This is a genomic window from Oenococcus kitaharae DSM 17330 (assembly GCF_000241055.1).
Classification (GTDB): domain Bacteria; phylum Bacillota; class Bacilli; order Lactobacillales; family Lactobacillaceae; genus Oenococcus; species Oenococcus kitaharae.
On sequence record NZ_CM001398.1, the window covers coordinates 1,654,662 to 1,675,364 of the forward strand.

At 42.9% G+C, this 20,703-nt stretch carries 24 protein-coding genes and 1 other annotated feature (1 of these 25 cut by a window edge); of the genes, 8 read left to right on the forward strand and 16 right to left on the reverse strand.

Annotation, left to right across the window (positions count from 1 at the left end):
• Positions 1-39 (reverse strand) — a binding site (T-box leader); it reaches 194 nt to the left of the window's first position.
• A gap of 67 nt (positions 40-106) precedes the next feature.
• Complete coding sequence (hisJ, locus tag OKIT_RS08345) at positions 107-937, reverse strand: histidinol-phosphatase HisJ (protein WP_007746905.1); 831 nt, start codon at positions 935-937, stop codon at positions 107-109.
• A gap of 76 nt (positions 938-1,013) precedes the next feature.
• On the opposite strand from hisJ, the gene OKIT_RS08350 reads away from it, so the two are divergent.
• Positions 1,014-1,454, forward strand: coding sequence for an iron chaperone (locus OKIT_RS08350; protein ID WP_007746906.1), 441 nt, complete (start codon positions 1,014-1,016; stop codon positions 1,452-1,454).
• On the opposite strand, the gene OKIT_RS08355 is transcribed toward OKIT_RS08350, so the two are convergent.
• From OKIT_RS08355 to OKIT_RS08365, 3 genes are all read right to left on the reverse strand, one after another.
• Complete coding sequence (locus tag OKIT_RS08355) at positions 1,447-2,103, reverse strand: NAD(P)H-hydrate epimerase (protein ID WP_028291680.1); 657 nt, start codon at positions 2,101-2,103, stop codon at positions 1,447-1,449. The genes OKIT_RS08350 and OKIT_RS08355 overlap by 8 nt on opposite strands.
• Before the next feature lie 68 nt (positions 2,104-2,171).
• Positions 2,172-2,855 carry a DUF975 family protein gene (locus OKIT_RS08360; protein WP_007746909.1) on the reverse strand — a complete coding sequence of 228 codons (684 nt, stop codon included), beginning with the start codon at positions 2,853-2,855 and terminating at the stop codon, positions 2,172-2,174.
• Positions 2,856-2,961: 106 nt separating this feature from the next.
• Positions 2,962-3,780, reverse strand: a complete 819-nt coding sequence (locus OKIT_RS08365; protein ID WP_007746911.1) for a 2-keto-4-pentenoate hydratase — start codon at positions 3,778-3,780, stop codon at positions 2,962-2,964.
• 766 nt (positions 3,781-4,546) lie between these two features.
• Here OKIT_RS08365 and OKIT_RS08370 point away from each other — a divergent pair.
• The gene (locus tag OKIT_RS08370; protein WP_007746913.1) at positions 4,547-5,287 is read left to right on the forward strand and encodes a M15 family metallopeptidase; all 741 of its coding nucleotides are present in this window, start codon (positions 4,547-4,549) and stop codon (positions 5,285-5,287) included.
• Here the strand turns inward: OKIT_RS08370 and OKIT_RS08375 are convergent.
• Positions 5,284-6,579, reverse strand: a complete 1,296-nt coding sequence (locus tag OKIT_RS08375; RefSeq protein WP_050804110.1) for a threonine/serine exporter family protein — start codon at positions 6,577-6,579, stop codon at positions 5,284-5,286. The two genes, OKIT_RS08370 and OKIT_RS08375, sit on opposite strands and share 4 nt — an antisense overlap.
• A 276-nt stretch (positions 6,580-6,855) precedes the next feature.
• Here OKIT_RS08375 and OKIT_RS08380 point away from each other — a divergent pair, with 276 nt between their 5' ends.
• Positions 6,856-7,266, forward strand: a complete 411-nt coding sequence (locus tag OKIT_RS08380) for a hypothetical protein (RefSeq protein WP_007746916.1) — start codon at positions 6,856-6,858, stop codon at positions 7,264-7,266.
• Between the two features lie 4 nt (positions 7,267-7,270).
• On the opposite strand, the gene OKIT_RS08385 is transcribed toward OKIT_RS08380, so the two are convergent.
• The gene (locus OKIT_RS08385) at positions 7,271-8,038 is read right to left on the reverse strand and encodes an NrtR DNA-binding winged helix domain-containing protein (protein WP_007746918.1); all 768 of its coding nucleotides are present in this window, start codon (positions 8,036-8,038) and stop codon (positions 7,271-7,273) included.
• A 145-nt stretch (positions 8,039-8,183) separates the two neighbouring features.
• On the opposite strand from OKIT_RS08385, the gene OKIT_RS08390 reads away from it, so the two are divergent.
• The gene (locus OKIT_RS08390; protein ID WP_036593756.1) at positions 8,184-9,416 is read left to right on the forward strand and encodes a type II restriction enzyme NmeDI-related protein; all 1,233 of its coding nucleotides are present in this window, start codon (positions 8,184-8,186) and stop codon (positions 9,414-9,416) included.
• Positions 9,417-9,422: 6 nt separating this feature from the next.
• Here the strand turns inward: OKIT_RS08390 and OKIT_RS08395 are convergent, their stop codons facing one another.
• The 4 genes from OKIT_RS08395 to OKIT_RS08410 all read right to left on the reverse strand — a co-directional run bounded on the left by OKIT_RS08395 (position 9,423) and on the right by OKIT_RS08410 (position 14,207).
• Positions 9,423-10,424: a LacI family DNA-binding transcriptional regulator gene (locus tag OKIT_RS08395; RefSeq protein ID WP_007746921.1), complete on the reverse strand. Its 1,002-nt coding sequence runs from the start codon at positions 10,422-10,424 to the stop codon at positions 9,423-9,425.
• Positions 10,425-10,517: 93 nt separating this feature from the next.
• Positions 10,518-12,050, reverse strand: a complete 1,533-nt coding sequence (gene gntK, locus OKIT_RS08400) for a gluconokinase (protein WP_007746923.1) — start codon at positions 12,048-12,050, stop codon at positions 10,518-10,520.
• Positions 12,051-12,074: 24 nt separating this feature from the next.
• Entirely contained in the window at positions 12,075-13,409 is a 1,335-nt protein-coding gene (locus OKIT_RS08405; RefSeq protein ID WP_007746930.1) for a gluconate:H+ symporter, read from the reverse strand.
• A gap of 24 nt (positions 13,410-13,433) precedes the next feature.
• Positions 13,434-14,207 carry a glucose 1-dehydrogenase gene (locus OKIT_RS08410; RefSeq protein ID WP_007746936.1) on the reverse strand — a complete coding sequence of 258 codons (774 nt, stop codon included), beginning with the start codon at positions 14,205-14,207 and terminating at the stop codon, positions 13,434-13,436.
• A 215-nt stretch (positions 14,208-14,422) separates the two neighbouring features.
• Here OKIT_RS08410 and OKIT_RS08415 point away from each other — a divergent pair, with 215 nt between their 5' ends.
• Together OKIT_RS08415 and OKIT_RS08420 are read left to right on the forward strand one after the other, a co-directional pair.
• Positions 14,423-14,689, forward strand: coding sequence for a CsbD family protein (locus tag OKIT_RS08415; RefSeq protein WP_007746938.1), 267 nt, complete (start codon positions 14,423-14,425; stop codon positions 14,687-14,689).
• A gap of 106 nt (positions 14,690-14,795) precedes the next feature.
• Positions 14,796-15,644, forward strand: a complete 849-nt coding sequence (locus tag OKIT_RS08420) for a glycosyltransferase family 8 protein (protein WP_007746939.1) — start codon at positions 14,796-14,798, stop codon at positions 15,642-15,644.
• A gap of 8 nt (positions 15,645-15,652) precedes the next feature.
• On the opposite strand, the gene OKIT_RS08425 is transcribed toward OKIT_RS08420, so the two are convergent.
• Genes OKIT_RS08425 through OKIT_RS08435 form a run of 3 tightly spaced genes read right to left on the reverse strand, consistent with a single transcriptional unit; the run spans position 15,653 to position 17,270 of the window.
• Positions 15,653-16,150 carry a GNAT family N-acetyltransferase gene (locus tag OKIT_RS08425; protein WP_007746940.1) on the reverse strand — a complete coding sequence of 166 codons (498 nt, stop codon included), beginning with the start codon at positions 16,148-16,150 and terminating at the stop codon, positions 15,653-15,655.
• 36 nt (positions 16,151-16,186) lie between these two features.
• Positions 16,187-16,636, reverse strand: a complete 450-nt coding sequence (locus OKIT_RS08430; protein WP_007746941.1) for a GNAT family N-acetyltransferase — start codon at positions 16,634-16,636, stop codon at positions 16,187-16,189.
• A gap of 16 nt (positions 16,637-16,652) precedes the next feature.
• Complete coding sequence (locus tag OKIT_RS08435) at positions 16,653-17,270, reverse strand: sugar O-acetyltransferase (RefSeq protein WP_007746943.1); 618 nt, start codon at positions 17,268-17,270, stop codon at positions 16,653-16,655.
• 127 nt (positions 17,271-17,397) lie between these two features.
• On the opposite strand from OKIT_RS08435, the gene OKIT_RS08440 reads away from it, so the two are divergent.
• Both OKIT_RS08440 and OKIT_RS08445 read left to right on the forward strand, forming a co-directional pair.
• Entirely contained in the window at positions 17,398-17,958 is a 561-nt protein-coding gene (locus tag OKIT_RS08440) for a hypothetical protein (RefSeq protein WP_007746945.1), read from the forward strand.
• 97 nt (positions 17,959-18,055) lie between these two features.
• Positions 18,056-18,454 (forward strand): pyridoxamine 5'-phosphate oxidase family protein, encoded by a 399-nt coding sequence (locus OKIT_RS08445; protein ID WP_007746947.1) that lies wholly within the window; start codon positions 18,056-18,058, stop codon positions 18,452-18,454.
• Positions 18,455-18,508: 54 nt separating this feature from the next.
• On the opposite strand, the gene OKIT_RS08450 is transcribed toward OKIT_RS08445, so the two are convergent.
• The 3 genes from OKIT_RS08450 to OKIT_RS08460 form a co-directional block, all read right to left on the reverse strand.
• A complete protein-coding gene (locus OKIT_RS08450) occupies positions 18,509-19,012 on the reverse strand; it encodes a GNAT family N-acetyltransferase (RefSeq protein WP_007746949.1) in 504 nt (167 codons plus the stop codon).
• 69 nt (positions 19,013-19,081) lie between these two features.
• The gene (locus tag OKIT_RS08455) at positions 19,082-20,020 is read right to left on the reverse strand and encodes a sensor histidine kinase (protein ID WP_007746951.1); all 939 of its coding nucleotides are present in this window, start codon (positions 20,018-20,020) and stop codon (positions 19,082-19,084) included.
• The gene (locus tag OKIT_RS08460; RefSeq protein WP_422385578.1) at positions 20,007-20,684 is read right to left on the reverse strand and encodes a response regulator transcription factor; all 678 of its coding nucleotides are present in this window, start codon (positions 20,682-20,684) and stop codon (positions 20,007-20,009) included. Before OKIT_RS08460 ends, OKIT_RS08455 begins: the two co-directional genes overlap by 14 nt.
• Between the last annotated feature and the right edge of the window lie 19 nt (positions 20,685-20,703).

The window sequence follows — 20,703 nt, forward strand, 5'->3', positions numbered from 1 at the left end:
TGAGCGGTCGATAACTACTCTTCTAATCATTATTTTTGTGCAAATTCAATTGTCTTACTTAAGTGATTGCAAGTAGCTTAACGTCATTAATTTAAAATGTCAAGGGTTAATTCAACATTTGTGTTAAATGATAGCCGCGGCCAACTTCACTGATGGCATGTGCGTCAGAACCGAAGACCAGTGGAATGCCTTTTTTCTGGGCTAATTGACAGATTTGCCGGCCGGGATAAAAGTCATTGCAATAGGTTTTATAGAGGCCAGCGGTGTTGAAATCCAATTCCCGACCCTGTTTGGCTAATAAATCCAGCGTTCGGTTAATCAAGGCTAAGCTGTCTGCACCAAAATCATCAGGCAGTTTAAAAAAATCAGCATACTTTTTAATTAAGCTCATATGGCCAATCCGCTGCGGTCGATAAGGGCCCAGATCAGCCGCTGCAGAACCGTAGACCAACTGAAAATAACGTGCATAAAGCTTTTGCGGATCCGATAGCAATGACGAAAAGGCTGCCTGAAAATCATCGGTATCAAAATCCAGGCACCACATGGCGTCATCAGTTCCAGCCATAAAATGAACCGATAAAATATTCTGCTGTGTCCGCGGGCCGTATTGGTTTAAAAAGGCCCGTGTTTCTTTTTCAAAACCCGGCAGATAATCTACCTCGAAGCCAACAGAAATCTGAATCTGATCGGCGTACTTCTTTTGCAGCCCTTCGGCTAAATCGAAATAAGCATCTAAATCTTCCCAAGCGAGCGACGCTGTTGACAGGCCCAGCGGATTGCCTTTATAACGTTGGGAAAAAGCCAGCGGCAATGGCGCGTGCTCCGTAATGCAATAGTGGTCAAAACCCAGTTGAATCGCTTTTTGAATCATTTTTTCTGTCGATTCTCGGCTTCCGTGAGGACATAATTCTGTATGTGTGTGACCGTCAATTTTCATGATCTCCCCTTTAAGTAATTTATTCTACGTCAAGCGGACTATAATTAATCTATTAAATTTGCAGGAGCGAGAATAAATGGCTGAGAAAACAGGTTTTTCTGATTTTGAAAAAGAAGCAATGCGCGACCGGATTGAAGAGCTGCGGCGTGAGCAAAGCAACAATAAAGACCCGAAAAAAGGCGAAGCTGATGTCTTGGAAAAAATTTCTGAAATGACAGACTCAGAAGCTGATATTGCTTTAAAACTGCATCATTTAGTGAAAAAGATCGCCCCACAGCTGCAAGCCAAGACTTGGTACAGCATGCCGGCTTACTGTAATCCGGATGGTAAGGTTCTGCTCTTTTTTCAGTGCGCAACCAAATTCAAATCACGTTATAACACGCTGGGTTTTAGTGACCAAGCACATTTGGATCAAGGCACATTGTGGCCGAGTTCTTTTGCTTTAACAGCATGGAACGATGCAACAGAAGCACAAGTCACCAGTCTGATCAAGCAGGCACTACAACCCTTTAATTAGCTGGCAAACAATTCGGGTCGTAGATACCAATATCTGCCACTGTAACCAGTCCAGCTAACTGGCGTCCCTGTTCTGTTGCCATGGCCATCTTGTTATATGACATTGTCACCGTTTCATCTGCTTGGACAGACGTCCCTAAAACCTTGCCATCATCAGCGTGCAGACCGCTCGGTATATCAACTGCCATCACGGCCGCTGTACTAGCATTAATTCTGTTAACTGCTTGGGCGTAATTACCTTCAATTTCCCTAGACAGACCCACACCAAAAATAGCATCAACCAAACAAGTATATTTAGAAAAATTCTCTTCATCAATTTGGTTTTCAATCGGTAAACCATAATTTTTAACGATCTTCAGTTGCAGTTGTGTTTGTACGGAGGCTTTATCCTGTTGGCCCAATAGCCAAATAGTCACGGGAATGCCCCTTAGATAAAGCAGCCGAGCCACAGCGATGCCATCACCACCGTTATTCCCCGATCCGGCTATAACCAGTACCTTTTTTAGATTAAATGCCGGACTTTTAAGCAGCCTGTCATAAACGGCCAGAGCCGCTTTTTCCATTAAAACAGCCGATGGAACACCAATCTGATTAATTGTAAAATCATCAAAAGCTGAAGCCTGTTCAGCAGAAATATATTGTCCTGTCATCAATAACTTATTGTATATCTGGCTAGGCAAAATAAAAACGCCCCAACAACTCTGGGACGTTTTTAATGTCAGGCCTCATGCGGCAAAACGGTGTTCTCATCAGTCTTAGTTGATCCTGTCTGGCCAGATAAATGATTATAAAAATTGGCCAATGTCAGGTTAATATATGGAGCTACCCAGATCGATGCAATTCCAAGAGTCACCAGAACCAGCATTCCCCATAAAATAAAACTCAAGTACAGAACAAAGTAATCTGCCTTATAACCATTCATCAATTTCCGGCTCTCAGTGATCGCCTCAAGATAACCAATCGGGTCATTATTATCCAAATGATCACGATATATATAAAAGGCTTGCGAATAAGAAATTGATTTGATGAGGCCAGGAACGATGAACAAAAGCATCCACAGCAAAGTAAACATCAATTGCAGAAGCGAAATACAGATAAAGCCAATAAAATATTGACCGTTTTCAAAAATACGAAAGGCCTTCTTAAAGGACTCGGTAAATTCAATCGGTTTGCGCAGGCTGTCCATAGCAGTCAGCATCGCACCCGTAAGCAGAAAACCGCTTAAAATACCAAACAAGCTGGAAATACTGTCCCAATTCGTCCATATATACATCGGTGATTGAACATTCGATCCTGCTGATAGCCAGCTGAAAATCAAAGCGGGTAAAAATAATAGCAAAAAGAATGAAAAGTGTTGATTGAGTAATGTCTTAGCCTCTTGTTTTAAAACGCGTCTTTCCAAAATAGCCTCCCGCGTGTCTTATTCATTTATTTTAACGTATCTCAGTCAAAAAATGGTCAACATAAAAAGTTCTCGACTCGCGAGAACTTTTCAAGGCTTAAAGGAATCAATTTTCCGAAACAGTCACGGATACTTCACCCAATCCCTGGTCAAATGTCGCTTGCCAATGTCCAGCTTTCAATGATTCTGGCAGCAGGAAGGTTCCGCTTGAAACGCGCTGACCAGCTTTTAACTGCATTCCCTGCTCTGCTAATTTGCTTGTCAACCAGTGCAAAGAATTCAAAGGATTGCCAAGTACTTCTGAAGATGCCCCATCCTTGACTTTTTTGTCATTAAAGAACAACTGGCATTTTACATGAGCCAAGTCATCAACCTGCTTAAACAACTGATTCGTATCAACTTCCTGGCCATAGACGACATATCCGCCAACAGCTGCATCTGCCATAACCATGTGCTTGGACAAGCTAGGGAACCAGTCTGCGAAACGAGAGTCCGGTACTTCAACAGCCGGTGCGACTTGCGTCTTACGCATCAAATCTTCTAGTGAATCTTGACTGGACAAATCCTCTTTAGCAGTAAAAAGCATCTCCACTTCCGCCAACGGTGCCATTAGCTGTTTCTGTGTCAAATGTGCTGGCGACTTCAAAAAGTGGCTGGCTACTTGAGCACCATAAAGTGGTGAATCCGCGTCAAACATATCCTGTGTCTGCTTGCTGGTCAATGAAACTTTGTATCCGCCAACTTTTTCATTTTTCAATTCTGTTAACTGTCTTTGAACACGATAGGCACTCTGGTCATCAGTGACAAATCCTTTAAAATCTGATTCTTTCAATGCTTGATGTGATTGGTAAGCCTGAAATAAAGCGTCTACCATTTTTGTTTCGTTAACAGATAATCCTTGATAATTTTCTACTTCTTCGGTCATAATTTTTTCTCCTAATTTTTAAATGTTTTAATTTTTTTAATTATGCCTGCTCGATGAGAGGCATTTGCTAATAATTCGAATCAGACTCCTTCTAATATCAGCTTTATCTTGATCTTCACTTGAACCCGTAATGTCAGATTCCATATGCCTCACCACCTTTAGAAAAATTATCGTAAATAATAAAAAAACGCCCTCAATCGTACACGAATGTACAATTAAGGACGCAATAGCGCGATACCACCTTATAATCACAATCCTGTCACCAGAATTGCCTCACGCGTACAGCAAAATGCGATACGCTGGCACGATAATGGGTGCACCCAATGACACCTAATACGCAATTGCGATTCGGCACATAACTCAGAGACGATAATCAGAAATGATTCGGTACTGCTTTTCATCGACCAGCAGCTTTCTAATACCGAAATCAAACCCGAAAGTTCTCTTCAACGCTTTAACTATTTAACGATTGACATTAGCTTACACATGAAATTTTTCCTTGTCAACAAAAAAAATCAAAAAAATAAATGTTTCACATAATCACAAGGATGCCATCGCAATCGCAATTGTATTTGCAATTGATAAAATAGACTTGTTAGATGAATTTTTAACGAGGTTTGTTAATGACAAAAAAAGGAATTAAAACAGCTTCGGCCGAAATAATTGAAAAAGTCAAAAACAGAATTAAGAAAAAACCCAAGCAGCGGCAGCAAAGTAAAAATACAAAACATAATTGACGATTTTAAAAAGAAAAGAAGGACCGAATATGGTACTTAATGCCCAAGAAGCGCAAATGACACCAATTAAAAAACTTGTTGACCTTTGGGACAATGAGCAAGTCAGACAAATTAGAATTATCCCAGAAAATGATCCCCTTGTATCACTGAATTATTTTCCCGAAAGAATCATCATCAGCCCCCAATATTTTATTCAAGGATTAGACGGCGCCCTGCCCGACCTTTATGCACGCCAACAGGTCTATCAACAATTATTAAAAGCCGCTGACTTATTGCCAGAGGGCTATAAATTTGTCATTTTCGATGCCTGGCGCAGCATCGCGACTCAAATGGCTCTCTTTGATAAAATGAAGGGCTTTGTCCTCAGGGACCATCCCGATTTCGATGACAAACAAGTCACGACAGCAGCTAGACGGATTGTAGCTTTGCCAGCCACAGATATCGAAAAACCATCTCCGCATAATACTGGTGCTTCTTTAGACCTGAGTGTTGCAGATGCTTCCGGTCAGCTTTTAGATATGGGCGGCAGTTTTGATGATGCTGGTGCATATAGTAGAACAGATTTTTACGAAGACCATGCCGATACGCCAAGAGATCATCGCGCACAACAAAACCGTCGGCTGCTCTATCAGCTGATGATTACTGCTGGTTTTAGCAACTACATCGAAGAATGGTGGCATTTTGATTATGGTAATCAAAACTGGGCTTATGCCTTAGGCAAGGATCACGCTCTGTTTGGTGCAACCTCGCCAAAGTTTCCTTGGATCTAATCTGAATAACGCCATCTTTTGTCCATGATCAGCCGTGCAACAAAAAGACCCATTGGCAGAAACATAATAATTAAAATTGCCTGCGTCAGCCAGGTGGCACCGGCTGAAATATGATTCAGCCCGATATAATACATGGCACGATAGATATAAAGGCCCGGCACCATGATTACGATTGCCGGCACAGTCAAGCTGATTCGAGGGAAGCCAGTCTTGCGATTGATTAAAGAAGCCAGCATGCCGGCTGTCAGGGCACCGGCAAACGCCGCCGCTGCTGCTGGTATATTTGTCAAATCAACCAATTCCAGCCGCAGTGTATTTGCGACAGCACCAATGCAGCCAGCTAAAAAGGCCATTCTCCAAGGGCTGTTGAACATCATTGAAAAGCCGTAGACACCACAAAAACTAGCTGGAATCCGCAGCAGCATCAATTGCCAATCATTGAGACCCAAAGGCAGAAAATTGCCCGGCGCGAAGTGGACTAGCAAGGCAACCAGCCAGCCGACCAAGGTGGCCACTAAAGTGATCATTAAGGCATAAGTTAATCGTTCCAGGCCAGACCGCATATCAGATTTGGACATATCCAGCATGCTCGTAATAAATGGGAATCCTGGAACCACAAAGAGCATGGCGCCAATATAGCCGACTTCATGCTGGGGTGAAATCATAAAAAAGATACCAAGCAGTTTAAAAATACCCAGATATGACAAGCTGGCCAAAGCGACACCGGCAGCCGTGCAGGCCAATGTCGTAATGTGATGGTCGATGAGTTTTCGGCGCAGCAAATTTCCCATGCCAGCGCCAATAAAAGAGCAGATCATCTCGACAATACCGCCACCAAGCAGGAAAACGAAGCCGCTGCAGGCTAAAGCTGCGGCAAAAGCAGCCTGCCAATATGAATAGTTACCAGGTTTTCTTTGAATCGCATCCAGTTGTTCATGAATTTCGCGGACAGATAGGGGCAGACTTTTTTCTTCAAAATGGTCGACAAATCGTTCCATCTGATCCAATTTGTCTGTATTCACGCCAGTTGTCGGCAAAGACAGTACCTGTGTATAGCTGAGGTTTTCGCTAAAACAAGTGTATTCAATCGAAATGAGTCCGATATCCGCCGAACATGTCAGCCCTAAACTACGCGCGATCGTATTCATGGCCTCACGCACCCGCCAGGCACCAGTTCCGCAAGCCAGCATCAAAATACCGACACGTCCAACAAGCGATGATTTATCTTCAAGCACAGCTGAAGCTGATAAAGTATCTCGATTTGCAACAAAACGCCCCCAATGAATCGTCATATGGTGGTTGGGCAGATTACCAGTATTTTTACGTATAATTTTATTTCTTTTATTAAACATTTCTCTCCGTTAAACGCGCTGAAAATCAAAAGGCAACACCCGAAAAAAATCAGGCTACTCACAAGACCTCATTTTAATGCCAATTTCAACGAATAATTACGACAAAACATGAAAAAATGCCTGTTTTTGCCTGCCTTTTGATGGTTGGAATATTAAAAAAGCATAAAATGGAAAAAATAAATATAATGAACACTAAGACCTCAAAGGAGCTCATTCATGTATAACGGCAGACCGTTTCTGCAGATTTTTATTTTCTTAAAAAAATTTTTAATCGCGACTGTTGCCCTACAATTGGTCTTTTCACTGATCGTTACAAATATTCAAGAGTTCCCTATCAGTGATAACCGTAATCTGATTTCGACTATCTCGATTTACACAGCTATTTTCATTGCACTGCTAAATACTTTCCAAGGCATCTGTGTCTTCGTCGATGTTAACCGCCTTTTCAGAATTATTTATGTGATTAGCTGTTATCTAAGCAACGCCTTAATTGTCACTGTCTGTGTAGTTAATCTTCAGATCTCAAACTTCATGTATGCTGGTATTATTGCCGGCGCGATTGGCTTGGCCCTACTGTCTTATGAATTTTATACAAAGAGATCTGCGATGTTTGACGAAAGCAACTAGGCAGCTACTCGATCAAATAAGATAAATGATAGAGTTTGGCTGGGCGGCCCTTATATTTGCTATTGCTGATACCGACTTCCTCAAATAAATGCTGATGAGTTTTTTTGAAGTTCGAATTATCAATCTTATCAATCGGCAGCTGCAAAAAAGCGGCAAACACTGACCGTGCTTTTTTAAGCGTAAACGTATCACCTAAAACCAGCAAGATATTCGGCTGGTAATCCAGCTTGTTTTTAATTCTCTGGCAAGCAGCTTTGACGATCCATTCGTGGTCAAAAGCCAAGTCTGTTTGCGGCGACAAAGCATTTAAATGCTCGTAATAGACAGCTTCATCATCTTCTGCAGCGGTGTAAAAACGTGATTGGCCGTGTGTCAGGCAAAAACGGCCTTTCTGTGATGAAAACGAGAACCAATGGGCATCCAAAGCACCATAGCCCGCCTTCAGCTTAGGCATTTCCGGCAGAAAAGTCATATAGGCCAAAGACAAGACACGCCGGTCAGGGGCACGCAATTTATTCGTAAAAGTACCTAATTGTTCTGTATGGACACTGGATAGATTTAAACCGATTTTCTCTTTGATCAGACGCAAAACGGCAGTCTCGCCACTTTCCTGTGTCCGCATAAAAGTCTCTGGCAGCGCCCAAAAGTTCTTGTAGGGCTCATCGGCCCTTTTAACTAATAATAACTGCAGCTGGTCATTTTTCTGATCGTAACTCCAAATCACATTTGTAATCGTGATATATGGACGTTCGAGAATTGTCGCTTCTAGCACAAAACACCTCTTAGTAACTAATTTAATACAATCTCAGGCGAAAATGTCAAAAAATTAGTCTATCAGATCAGATCAAATAACTGTAAAATGGCTCCTTGGAGAGAAAATGAATACAACATATTTACGCGACATTATTGATCAATACATGCAAAAGGACGGCTTGCTGTATGCAAACTGGTTTATTCATAGTGAAGAACGTCTAAAAGCCTTCAATCAGGTCAGAAAAGGTACGAAAAAAATCATCAAAAGCATTCGCGACGGCAGTTTCCCCAGAGATCTGCATGGGTCTGCTTTAGAAGAAGTCATGGATGTCATTGCCAGTCAGCAGGAAATATTTAAAGGTGCCAAACATGCTTTTATGTGGAAACCAAAAATGCGCATTCCGGATATTTACGAAAATAAGACGAACCAATTGGCTTTTGCTGATATGCTGGACGAGATTCTCCACACAAATAACGAGATGAAGATGCTGATGGCTGTTGAAACACTTGATCAAAAAAAGATCAAAGGCTTAGGGCCGGCTGTTGCTAATATCTTGTATTTTCTCGAGCCCACTATTTTCTGCCCTTTTAATACAAAAATTGTCGAAGGCTTCAATTATTTAACGCATTCAAAGATCAAATTGGGCAAGTGGTCGGAATATTTCAAATTACGTGACGGTATCATTGAATTAAATCAGGCCGCCGGCCTGTTTTCTAAAGACTTAGGTGCTTTTTCTGGTTTTCTTTTTGACATTGGCAAACTGAATTATTTAATCAAAGAAACCGAATCGCTTGATTTAAGCAGCTACAGTCATACTCAGGCCAAAGTCGATATGCAGATTGAAACACAAGACTTAAAGAGCCTGCACTACAAAATTCAGTATCTATTAGCAGATATTGGCAATCACATCGGTTATCGTGCCTGGATTGCAGCCAATGATCATGGCCGCTTGTATCAAGGCCGGCGTTTGGGCGATTTATCCTTACCTGCGCTTCCAAAAACAATGGCCGACCTACCGGCCGAACTGAAAGAGACGGTTTCTTTAATTGATGTCATTTGGTTTGCTAAAGACGGCACTCCGGTCGCATCTTTTGAGGTAGAAAAGTCGACATCAATTATGTCCGGCATGAATCGCATGGATGATCTTTATCAGATCAACAGCGATGGCATGATGCTCTATATTGTGGCCCCGAATAAAAGAGAAAAAGAAGTCTTGATACAGTTCAATCGGCCGCACTATATGTACAACCATGATCTGCATGACCATATCCGCTACATTTTGTTTGATGATCTGATCAAACAAGCTGAAGCGATTAAAACATTCGGCCGAGATTTTTCTATCCTGGCATTTATTTCTCATTTTGCTGACGGCAAGCTTGTCGAACAGAATATGTAGCAAGCATCAAAAAGATCCGCCGTAGACACGTTTAGCCGCAACCACGACTGCCTTGCCTTTTTTATCCGGCCCATCCAGCAAGGATTGATGTAAATTCATCGCGGACTGCCGACCCATTTCCATCGGATCCTGTTCCATTAAATCAATGCCATCGGCGACAAAACGCGACCAATTCCAGTCATCAAAACTTAGCAATCCAACATCTTGAGGAAAAGCAACCTTAAACTCCCGGCAAAAAGATAAAATTTTAAACAGAATCGGCCCCATTAAAGCCACCAACAGCGTTCGCTGTGTTTTATCGGCCGTCATGGCCAAAAGTTCCTTTTGCAGCCAAAGATCATCATGGCCAAAAATATTAATCATACTGACCTGCTCATGGAAATCTGCTGCTGCCGAGCGAAAACCTGCTATTCGCGGACTTTGAGCCGAAATATTTTTGATGCGACAGACAAGAATCAAGCGCGTATAGCCTCGTTTAGCGGCTTCACTGCCTAAATTATAGCTAGACGCAAAATTATTCGTGACAACCTTGCTGATATAAGCCGGTTGGCCGTCAACTTCGCGATCCGCAAAAACTAGAGCTGTCCCGGCATCAACAATATTTTTATAAGATCGAAAGTGGCGGCGGCTGGCCTGAATAATAAAGCCATCTACCCTTTGCGATAGCAAACGGTCAATGCCCACACCTTCTTCCCGACCGGAATTATTCGCGTTCAGCAAGAGCACACTATAGCCCAGTGGCTGAAAAAAATTATAAATACCCGTAAAGAGCAGAGAAGAGAACATATTTGTCGTATCGGCAACTATAACACCAATCATTTTTGTATGCTGCTGGCGCATATCCCTAGCTGAGGAAAAAGGCCGATACTGCAGCCTTTTAATGGCTTGTTTAACCGCCTCTTTTGTCTCAGGGCTCATTTTATTAAAACGGCCATTTAAATAATGAGAAATCGTTGTTGCTGAAACGCCCACTTCTTTAGCGACATCTGAAATTGTGGCGCGTTTCATACAGGCCTCCTTTGATCCCATTCTTGACTTATCATAATAAAAAAAGAGATAAGAGGCATCTCTTTTAAGTATACAAGTCCGACTATGCGTTTTTTAAGCCTGCTTTTTTTGAAAATCAGCAATGTTTTTGTATTCATCTTTTAATTGGCGGCTCAAGCGAATATAAATCGGCATCAATTCGCGATAGGCCCGAAAGTTCTTCGGATCTGGTGCGTAGGTCTTAGTTGGACCGACAAATTGTTTGACAACATTTAAATTATCCACTAAGCCAGTAGAAACCATGCCCATCACAGCAGCACCCAAGCAGGAAGACTCAAAATTTTCCGGGATCGTAATCGGCTGTTCAAAAACATCCGCAAGAATCTGACGACAGAAAGGCGATTGCGTAAAACCGCCAGTCGCCAGAATTGTCTTGCCTTTTCCAACAACCTCTTCTAGAGCCAGCAGGACTGTATAAAGATTATAAACAATCCCTTCAAGAACAGCTCGAATCATGTTAGCACGCGTATGCATCTGTGTTAAGCCAAAAAATGCGCCACGAGCATTAGCGTCCCAGATAGGTGCGCGCTCACCACCCAAAAAAGGCAGGAATAGCAAACCGCCAGCCCCAGCCGGCACCGTTTGAGCAATATCAGTCAAAAGCGTATAAGCGTCTTTTTTTAAAAGCGCCGCCGTGCTTTGTTCAGCATCAAATAGATTATCGCGCGCCCAGCGGAAAACGACGCCGCCATTATTAACCGGTCCGCCGACGACCCACATCTTGCGCGTCAGAGCATAGCAAAAGACACGTTCTTTAGGATCGATCACAGGATGATCTGTCACAACACGAATCCCGCCAGAAGTACCGATCGTGACGGCCATTTCCCCTTTTTCAATTGCACCAACGCCCAAATTAGATAAAGCACCGTCAAAAGCGCCTTGAACAAAGGGCGTCTCTGTTGGATAACCCAGCCGTTTGGCAAAATCAGGATTCATGCCCTTGGTCTGCTGATAACCATCAACAATTTTTGGCAGCTGACTGCGTTTTGCACCCGTCAAAGCCAGGGCTTGTGCATCCCAATCCAACTTGAAGATATTAAAAATACCTGTGCAGCTGGCAACGGAAATGTCCATCTGCCAAACGCCGAATAAACGATAAAAAACGTATTCTTTAATGCCGCCAAAATAGGCAGCTTGATCGTAAATGTCCTTTTTTTCGGTTTTCAGCCATAACAGCTTGCATAACAGCGACATAGGATGAATCGGCGTGCCTGTATGTTCATAAAGACTTTTCCCGCGCCCATCGGCTTTCAGTTGGTCGGCATACTTAGCGGCTCGCGTATCTGCCCAAGTAATCACGCGCGTTAAAGGCCGATGCTGATCATCAAGCACAATCAGGCTTTGATTGACGCTGGAAAAAGAAACAGCCGCTAAATGGTTCTTCTTCAAATCTGCGTGACGCAAAATATCCTGCAGACAAGCCAGCACGGCTTCAAAAATCTCCTCTGGATCTTCCTCGGCCATACCGCTGGCATCGCGGTATAAAGGATAAAGTTTTTCGGCCTGCAAAATCACTTTGCCGTTTGTATCATACAAAACACCTTTCGTACTGGTTGTACCAATATCCATTCCAATGACATAATTCATTATTTGATAACTCCTTTCTAAAAATTACATAAACATCGATAGTGCCAAGATTGACAGCAATCCTGCCACAGAAATGACGCTGGTCAAAGTTGTCCAAGACAAGAAGGTCTCTTTTAAACTGAGTCCGAAATATTCCTTAATCATCCAGAAACCAGCATCATTAACGTGATCAGCAAAGACAGAGCCGGCACCAATCGCCAGAACAATCAAAGCTGGATTGACCCCAGAGTTCGTCACCACTGAAGTCACAAGACTGGCAGCTGTAATAGAAGCAACCGTAGAGGACCCTAAACTGACACGTAGCAAAGCCGCGATCAGCCAAGCGACAAAAATGGGCGACAAACTCGTCTGGCTAAATAGCTGACCGATGTATTTGGATACGCCGCCATCGACAAGCACTTGCCTGAAAGCACCACCCCCACCGATAATTAACAGCATCATTGAAATTTGCTGAACGGCAGCTGTCATTGAGTTGCCAATCTCTTTGATTTTCTTTCCGCGCAGCAGCCCCATTGTAAAGATGGCAATCAGCAGCGAGATCAGCATGGCTGCGTCAGGTGCGCCGATGAATTGAATGGTTTCATTAATGACATTCGTTTTTGGCAGGATAAATGAGAAAATTGTTGCGACACTAATCAAAATGACCGGCAGCAAAGCCGTGATAACGCTAATGGTAAAACCCGGCGTCTCCGCCAATTTGAATTCCTTATAGTGCCCAAGCACCGAGACATCAACATCCTTGTGATAAGCGCTCGGATAAAAACGGTGCAGAAAATAATTAAAAATCGGTCCTGAAATAATAATCGTCGGAATTGAGACGATGATGCCTAGCAGCAGCACATTGCCTAAAGGCGCGTTTAATGCTTGCGCAACGGCAGTTGGTGCTGGATGAGGAGGCAGAAAGCCATGAGCGACATTCAGCGTTGCCGCCATGGGGATGCCAAGATACAAAAGCGGCATGTCAACTTCTCTGGCAATCACAAAAATGATTGGCAGCAGGACAACTAACCCGACTTCAAAGAAAAGTGCCAGGCCAATGATAAAAGAAGTTAAAATCACGGCTATTTGAATCCGTTTTTTGCCAAAAGTACTAATTAATTTATTGGCAATACGGAAACCGCCGCCCGAATCGGAAATAAGTTTTCCTAGCATAGAACCGAATCCGAAGATAACGGCCAAATGTCCTAATTGACCGCCAATACCAGTTTCAATACTGGTCGGAATGTTGGCGACAGGAATACCTAAGGTCAATCCAACGATAAAAGCAACGATGACAAGAGAAACAAAAGTGTTTAACTTCAATTTGGTAATTAATAAGATCAATACAATCACACCGATGAGAACAATTAAAAGCGGCATTGTGTTTCCTCTTTTCTAATATTTTTAACGCAGCAGATAACCGCCGTCGACAGGGATCGTGGCACCTGTGACGTAATTTGACGCATCACTGGACAAATAAATGACCGTCCCCATGAGTTCGGATGGTTGTGCCCAATGGCCGGCAGGAATGTGCGACAAAATTTCTTGGCTGCGGTTTGGATCCTGCTGCAAGGCCTTTGTCATGGCTGTGTCGATATAACCCGGAGCAATGGCATTGACTTGAATATTGTCAGCAGCCAAGGCATCTGCATAGGCTTTCGTTAACCCGATCACACCATGTTTACTAGCCGTATAAGGAAAAATATACTTGCCGGCGCGGAAGGATTGCATGGACCCAATATTGATGATCTTTCCCTTGTGCTGTTTGACCATAATTTTGGCTGCCTCGTGCGACAAGAAATAAAGCGCGTTCAAATTAATATCAATCACCTTTTTCCAGTCCGCGTCTTTGAAATCCAGCAGCGAATTGCGAATCTGTACACCCGCATTGTTTATGAGAATATCCAGTCGACCATAAGCCTTCACACAGGTGGCAATAACTTTGGCTGCCACGCCTTCCTCGGTAATATCCTGCTGCAGGAAAAGAGCTTTCCGACCTATTTTTGAAGCCTTTTCTTTTAAATCTTCCCAACCCTTTTGGCTGCGGCTGACCACGAAAATATCAGCGCCAGCTGACAAGAGCGCTTGAGAATAATAAGCGCCTAGACCCGAAGCGCCTCCAGTGATGACAGCGATTTTGCCCTCCAAATTAAATAAATTATCTGTCTGTAAATCCATCCAATTCTCCTTTTTTAGGTTTATCGATAAACCTTTGGAAACGCTTTCATATTAGGATAAGAAGGATTAAAAGTCAAATAAAATGATTGCTTTGGTCGAGAAAAAGCTAATCATCTATATTCAGGGTAAGCGCTTAATCTTTATTTAAAGCTCCTTTGATAGGATTGAGTCATCGGCAATTAACCGATAACTACTATTTTCCAGGAGGAGAAGCAATGTCATTGAAAGATAAAGCAAATTCACTCAAGGAACAAATCGCGGGAAAAGCTAAAGAAGCTGAAGGCAGAATCACCGGCGACAAAGCTAGAGAGGCCCAAGGAAAGGCCCAAAGCACAGTCGGTGATCTCAAAAGCAAGCTGTCCGATGCAAAAGATGCCGTGAAAGACAAAGTCGATGATGTCAAAGATGATTGGTCCAAGACCAAGGATCAGACGATGAAAGAAGTCGACAAAGCCGAAAGGCATCAGAAAAAACAAGATTAGTCACAAGGCCTTCGGGCCTTTTTATTTTGTCCATTAATAGCCTATGTATTTGGGGACGCGGTCAAATATTTTAGACTTAAACTTATCACAGAGGCTTAATCAAACTATGAATCTGCTTTTTTCAATTACAGATAATTACATCCATCAATTGGAAACAACGCTCTTTTCGATCAAGTGCAATAACACAGAACAACAGTTTGACGTTTATGTGCTTCTGGCTAATACTGAAAATTCCGATAATCTAATTAATCTGAAAATTTTTTGTCGAAAACTCGGCATGATCCTGCATCTGATTCAAGTACCTAGCAGCGCTTTTGCAGCGGCGCCAAAAAGCAGCCGTTATCCGCAGACGATTTATTATCGTTTAATTGCACAAAATTTCCTGCCCAAGCAAATAGACCGTATTCTTTATCTTGATTGCGATCTGCTGTGTCTAAACCCCTTCAAGGATTTTTATGAATCTGCCTTCCAAGATAACTTGTATACCGCAGCCAGCCACACAGAAAATATCAAAATCGGCCGTACTTTCAATAAAATCCGTCTGGGCAATTATGATGTCGATAACTATTTTAATTCCGGCGTGTTGTTGATGAACCTGAAATTGATTCGTCAACAAGTCAATTTGGCTGATATTTATCATTACATTGACAGCAAAAGTCTGCAGCTGTTTTTACCGGATCAAGATATTTTGAATGCTCTGTACGGCGATAAAATCAAAGCCGTGGCCGATGTGCTTTACAATTACGACACACGTTATTTCAGTGCCTATAAATTGTTAAACGGCGGTACGACAGATCTAGATTGGGTTGTGCAAAACACAGTTTTCCTGCACTTTTGCGGTCAGGGAAAACCTTGGCACAAATCCTATTCCGGCAAATTTGCGGCTCTTTACAAATATTATCAATGGCTGGTGCAAAGAGATGTACTGGCATTTCCTAATCCCGTGACAGATTAATGTGCCTGCTATAGTTGCTTATACATCAGTTTCCCGGGCTGGTTACGACCATCGATCGTCAATAGCAGCGGATAGTCACCGGATATTTTAAATCCAAATTTTTCATACAATCTAATCGCTCGTATATTATTGGCTAAAACATCCAAATAGATCACGGACAACTGCCAGTTTTGCTGGCCATCATCAATCACAGTCGTCATCAACGAGCTGCCGATTCCCTGTCCCCAGTAATCTTCATCGGCACTGATGGCCAATTCGCCTCTTTTCAAATACCTGGGCAGCAAGCTTCGGCTGATAGATGCTAGACCAACAATTTTCTCATCGACAATGGCCACAAAAGAAACATTGCTGTCGCTGTTGCCCAAACGGCCTCGCATTTTGTCAGGGCGAAAACACTGCTTCACATCTGCCGCACTAAAACTAATGTTGGTTGTCTGCCCAGCAACCTTATGCAAATACTCATACCAATCGTCAACATCGTCTGCATTTAACGGCCTGATCAGCATCTCGCACCTCGAATGTCTCAATCCCGTTTTTGGCTATTATAAGTCCAAGGACATCTCATAGTCATCAATATTCAAGCGCGAATCGTGATGACGCGGCCCGAGATCTTTAAATGCATTTTTTAAATAAAAGTCATGTGCGCTGGCACGCGCCGTCAGCGTGACACTTGTGTAGCCAGCTGTTTTTAAATCCGTTAAGACAAATTTCAGCAGCTCAGTACCCAATCCTTGTTTTTGAAAATCTGGACGAACTGCAAAGGCAACGAGGCAAGCCTTGGTTGGCGAAAGTGCGTAAACACTCAATGTGGCCAGCAATTCGTCTTTAAGCAAAAGACCGTAAAATTGATTATCTTTCTCAATCGTCAGCGCCGATCGATTAAGCGTTTTGCCAATCGGTTTGCGTAAAACATCATTTCGCAAAACTAAATTCTCGTCATAATACTGCTTGTCGCTGCTGTGAAATTTGATTTTTCTGAACGCAACTGCCACTACTTCTGTCTCTCCTTTAAATTGTCTTCCCCTGCAGTTCTAAGCGGTCCTGATCAGTAATCTCCCTGATCGGCCGGCAGGGGTTACCGAACGCTAAATAGTTGGCTGGGATATCTTTGGTCACAACACTGCCGGCACCAATCACGCAGCCTTCCCCGATATGCACGCCAGCTGTCACAATCACATTGCTGGCCAGCCAGCAATTATCACCAATCGTAATGCTTTTTCCGTATTCGTAGTCGTAAAGCTGCCCCTTTGCGTTGACCTGCTGGTTCCGTTCCTGAAATCTCAGCGGATGCATCGGTGTCGCGATCGTAATATTCGGTCCTAAAAAGACATCGTTGCCAATTTTAACCGGGCAGGTATCTAAAATAGTCAGATTAAAATTTGAGAAGAAACGATCACCGATTTCCGTAAAGACACCATAATCGAAATGAATCGGGCTTTGCAAGTAGGCACCGGAACCCATTTTCGGGACCAGTTTCGCTAATAAGGCCTTTCTTTTCTCAACCTCATCTTCAAAAGTTTCGTTATATTCATGATTAATTTTATGTGCAGTCAAACGCAAAGCAGCCAGATCTTCGTCACTGGCATCATACAGTTTGCCTGATAGCATCTTTGTTTGTTCACTCATTTATTCTGCTGCTCCTTTTCATCTGTTTTTGGGACAATGCCTACTATTGTAACAAAACTCCTCAATCCGCCCGGCAAACAAATCCCATTAAGGATATAATCTGCATTATCTAGGCAATGGAGGCCCAATGAATTCTTCATCCATCACTCTTTATATCCAACTATTTGGCTTGCTGCAAATTTTTTTCTTGTTCCTAGGCGCATTGAATATCATCTGGATATTCAAAATTAGTGCCCGATTCAAAAAAGTCCGTTCCCAATTCAAAGAAGCGGGCAAAGAAATACCCAACGCTGCCAACAGCCCAATTGTCGGTACGATTGTCTTAAGCTACAAGCGGAAATTAAAAATCACCAAACTTATCACGATGGTTGGAGGCCTCATATTTCTCTGGGTCATGTTAACGTCCCCTGCTAAAACCTCGCCAACATTCCTCATCTGGCCCTTAGGTTTTTTCAACTTTGCTTTGATTATGAGCTGCATCTCTTCCTGGATAAATCTCAGTTTTCTGCATGTGACAGAAATCTCGACTCAGCAGTCAAAAGAAAATGCGTTTGGGCTGAAAGATTTAATCCTGAATAATCGTAAGCGTATGAAACGTGTGGCCATCATCACACCGATTTGTCTGCTGATTGATTTGCTTCTCTACGCTGGTCTGATTTATTATTTTTTGGCTTTGTTCGGTAAATAGACGCGAAATTGCCTTTCTCATATCGCCAATTTTGCTGGATAGATTTCAATCGTTATAATAGGACTAGTTACTTATTAAATGTTAGGAGATCATGACGATGGCAATTTTAACCGAAGCAATGAAAGAGATGGTCAAAAATCAGTTTTGTTTCTTAGCTACAGCTGATGCACAAGGAAATCCACAGGTAGGGCCAAAGGGGTCGATGCACGTCTTAGACGATAGCCACCTGATTTATTTTGAGCATACCTTCCGGCAGGCTTTTGATAATTTGACCTTAAACGGCCGCGCGGCTGTCGCTGTCGCTGACCGTCCAGCACAAAAAGGTTTTCGTTTCGAAGGAACGGCTCATATCCACGAAGGCGATGACTACGCTAACAGCATCCTATCGAAGACAAAAATATTTGAACGTTTTCCACGTGCAGCTGTTGTTGTGATTGATGTCGAGCGCATCTACAAGCTAGACAACACCTTGGAAGCCGGTATCCAGATCGCCTGATTGAAAAAGAGTAAAGAAAAACCGCCATTTGGCGGTTTTTATTATGGCTTAAAATCAATCTTTAATTTCTTGTTTGAAAATACCCATGATAAAGCTGTCATGGTACTGCCCGTTAGCAAAGAAATGTTTGCGCAGCCTGCCTTCTTCGACAAAACCGAGCTTTTTGTAAACATGCAGGCCACGGGCATTATCAACATCAACGAATAAATAGACTTTGAACATGTTGATCATATTGAAGGCATAATCCAAACCCTTTCTCATTGCGACGGTTGCCAGCCCTCTGCCGCGAAAAGACCGGTCAATGATAATCTGAATTTCAGTCGTCCGATGCAGAAAATCAATGTCGACTAATTCAAGAATGCCAGCGAACTCGTCATCGACATCAACGACAAAACGCCTTTCGCGCTCATCGTGAATATGTTTGTCATACAAAGTGGTTAATTCATCCAAAGATTCATAAGGCTCTTCGAACCAAAAAGCCATCGTAGCTCTTTCATTATCCAGCTGATGAATAAAGCCTAAGTCTTTTCGTTCCAGCGGCCGTAATTTGGTGACCATACTATCTCCCTTTAACGTTTATAAACATATTCTAAGCATAATTTGCCTGATAAAACGAGCCATTCCCCTTTAACTGCTTTTCTTCTGCCCGATCGTGACCGACGTCCCTTGATCAATTGTGGAATCGACATGTACAGTCAACGATAGGCGGTCAGCCACTTCTTTCACCAAAAAGAAGCCAAGTCCAGTTGCTTTTTGAAAACGGCGGCCGTTATAACCTGTAAAACCATGATCGAACAAACGCGGCAGATCCTCTTTTAAAATACCGATCCCTGTATCCTTGATTTGAATTCCATCCGGCCTTATCGTGATCACAACACCACCGCGTTTCGTATATTTAACGCTATTACTGATAATCTGTTCCAACACTAAAGCCAGCCATTTTTCATCAGTCGTCCATACAGCATCCCCATCAATTTGGACACGCAGATTCTTTCTAATAAACACGGGTGCAAATTTACGTACCACGCTCTGTACCAAGACTTTTAACGGGACCTTAGTAAAACGGTAATCTGTCTGCTGATGGTTCAAGCGCAGATGGTTCAACAATAAATCCAAATAATTTTCTAATTGAAAAGTCTGCTCTTTGACATCATCGGTTGTGAAATCGCCCGTCTGCCCCATCAAATCCAGCACAGACAACGGCACTTTCATTTGGTGGCTCCAGATACTGACAACATCGGTTAGCTCCTCATCAAATTGTTTGACACGCGCAAGCTTGTTTTCGTAATAATTTTTTTGTTCATTCAGAAGCTGCAGCATATCCGCTTCAGCCGACGACTCAGCTTTCAAATCAACTTCCGGCACCAGTTGGTGCATTCTTTCTGCGTGCCGGCGACGAAATTGGCAGTAACGATAAAGTGTAAACACAATTAGAACGGTCATGCCGAACAGCAAGGCTGACCAAAGTATCTCAAGCGGCACATGGCGCAGATAAAATGTCACACACATGACCGCTATAAAAGCCAGGATACTGGAAAATACCAAACGGTTTTCACGCCAAAACATAGCCAACTCCGCGAACTGTTCCGATGTAATCAAAACCAATTGTCAGCAGTTTCTTGCGCATACGGGCAATATTAACCTGCAAAGTATTAGCGTCAACATATTCATCAGATTCCCACAGTTTTTCCAGGAGCGTTTCCTTGGTCACAGTTCGATTAGGATGTTCAAACAAAGTGCGCAATAATTTGCTTTCAGTCGGTGTCAGCTCAACGCGGTCACTGCCCTTTTTGAGTTCTGACCCTGCCAGCACGAACTCTTGAAAAGTCAGCTGCGTTTGTGAAAATTGATAAGTCCGCCGAAGCAGTGCATTGATTTTTGCCTGCAGTAAGTCAATCGAAAAGGGCTTGGTCACATAACCATCAGCACCCATATTCATGGCCATGACTTGATTCATTTCATCGTCTGCCGAGCTGAGAAACAGAATCGGCGTCGTTGCCTGTTTACGGATTTCCGCGGTCCAATAAAAACCGTTAAAATACGGCAGCTTGATATCCATCAAAATCAGGTCAGGCCCCGCGGCAGCAATTTCCTGGGCAACACTGCGAAAATCCTGCACGGAAAGCACCTGATAATCGTTAAAAGCAGCCTTGATCTGTTTGACGATTGCTGCATCATCTTCCACGACGAATACGATAGCCATTATTGTTCTCCCCTGTGTGTTGAATATATTTATTCTAATGATTTTC